This window comes from Chryseobacterium sp. YIM B08800 (assembly GCF_026163565.1).
Classification (GTDB): Bacteria; Bacteroidota; Bacteroidia; order Flavobacteriales; family Weeksellaceae; genus Chryseobacterium.
The window spans coordinates 1-1,791 of record NZ_JAPDKN010000107.1; the positions used below are offsets into that span (position 1 = coordinate 1).

At 31.3% G+C, this 1,791-nt stretch carries 1 protein-coding gene; it reads left to right on the forward strand.

Annotated features, from left to right (window positions below):
* Positions 1-437: 437 nt before the first annotated feature.
* A complete protein-coding gene (locus tag OEW74_RS19490; RefSeq protein ID WP_265430066.1) occupies positions 438-1,640 on the forward strand; it encodes a CynX/NimT family MFS transporter in 1,203 nt (400 codons plus the stop codon).
* Positions 1,641-1,791 lie beyond the last annotated feature (151 nt).

Sequence of the window (1,791 nt, forward strand, 5' to 3'; positions counted from 1 at the left end):
CTGGTCCCAAACCAGGCGCGATGACCGGACTACGCTACGCCCCGATTAAAGGTCATCTTTTAACAAGAATTACCTTGTTTTTTGTGGGTGCAAAGATAGAATATTTTTTTATAATTCAAAATAAAATTTGAAATAATTTTTCGTGAATATTGAAGTTTTGTTTCTTGATTACCCTTACGATGTTAATTATCATTGACTTATCTGAAATAAAAAAAATAGAAAATAATTTTACAATTTCACTTTAATAATTAGGAGAGTTACTTGTTGTAATTTAAAAATTGTGAAAATGGAATTATGTTTTTTAAAATAAAATTAAGCTTGGTAATCTCATTAACTTTTAAAGTTCAATAAGAAACCATGTCGTTTCAGATAAATATTATGGCAAATTTATATAAAATAACCAAGCTAATTTTGTAACGTTAATTTTATAAAACATCATGAAAAATAAAACAAAAGAGGGTTTTTCTTACATCCTGCTAATAATAAATGTGTTGGTTTTAGTTTTAGTGTCTAGTAATTTGCGTTCTCCCATTACTTCTGTAGGTCCGGTTCTGAATCAAATCAGTAATTCGCTTCATTTAAATAATTTACAAAGCAGTATGCTTACCTCAATTCCTCTTATGATGTTTGCGAGTTGTTCGGTTTTGGTGAGTAAGTTTTCGCACCGTTTCAGTATCAATCGATTTTTATTATACGCATTGATTATTTTAAGTTTCGGGCTTTTTATGCGGGTATTTGGCTCAGTCTGGACTTTATTTATAGGATCAGTATTGATTGGCTTAGGAGTTTGTATCGGAAACGTTATTACGCCGGGTTATATTAAAAATAATTTTCCGAAACAGATAGGTTTGATGACTGGTATTTTTGCTGTTTCAATGAATCTTACTGCTGCTTTAGCTTCAGGGTACAGCGTGAGTATTGGAGAATGGACAGGTTATGGATGGCGTGGTTCATTGGGGATTTGGTTGGTGATTGCATTGTTGGCATTGTTTGTTGTTGTTTTAGAATTATTACTAAATAAATCTAAATCGAAACAAGTGGGAAATCCGTTTGTTAAGTCTGATTTTAATATGTTTAAATCTAAACAAGCCTGGAACATCAGTATTTTTATGGGGCTTCAGTCTTTGGTGTATTATTCATTAATCTCGTGGTTACCGGCTGTTCTTGGTGATTATGGAATGCAAGGGAATGAGCCGGGCTGGATTTTATTTGTCATACAGATTTCGATGATTCCAATCACTTTTGTAGGACCTATTATTGCAAATAAAATGAAAGATCAGACAGTGATGATTGTTTTTATTTGTGTATTGATGTTGACAAGCATTTTGATGTTTGCCTGGCTGAAATCAGAATGGATTTATGTAACGGCTGTTTTGTTAGGTTTGTCGAATGGTTTGTCGTTTAGTTTATCAATTTTATTTTTCTCTTTACGAACAAAATCCAGTGCCAATGCTATTAAAATTTCTGGAATGGCACAATCAGTGGGGTATTTAATAGCAGCTTTTGGACCTGCCATTTTTGGTAAATTACACGATGCTAATGCTTCTTGGCAGTGGTCATTTTACTTTTTAGTGCTTTCGATTACAACAATGTTTTATTTTGGAATGAAAGCGGCAAAAAGGAAATTTGTAGAAGATTAATAAAAATTTTTACAATTTTGAAAATCTATCCAATGATTTTTAAATAATATTTATTGAAAGATTTTAGAAGAAACTATGTGATAAAATTTAGAAAAATCATTAAAACAAAAAAACTCACAATAAAAATTGTGAGTTTTAAGTGAGCGCGAAA

What these genes read in the sequence shown, in the direction of transcription:
- OEW74_RS19490 (WP_265430066.1), top strand. Translation starts at nt 438, where the DNA reads ATGAAAAATAAAACAAAAGAGGGTTTTTCTTACATCCTGCTAATAATA.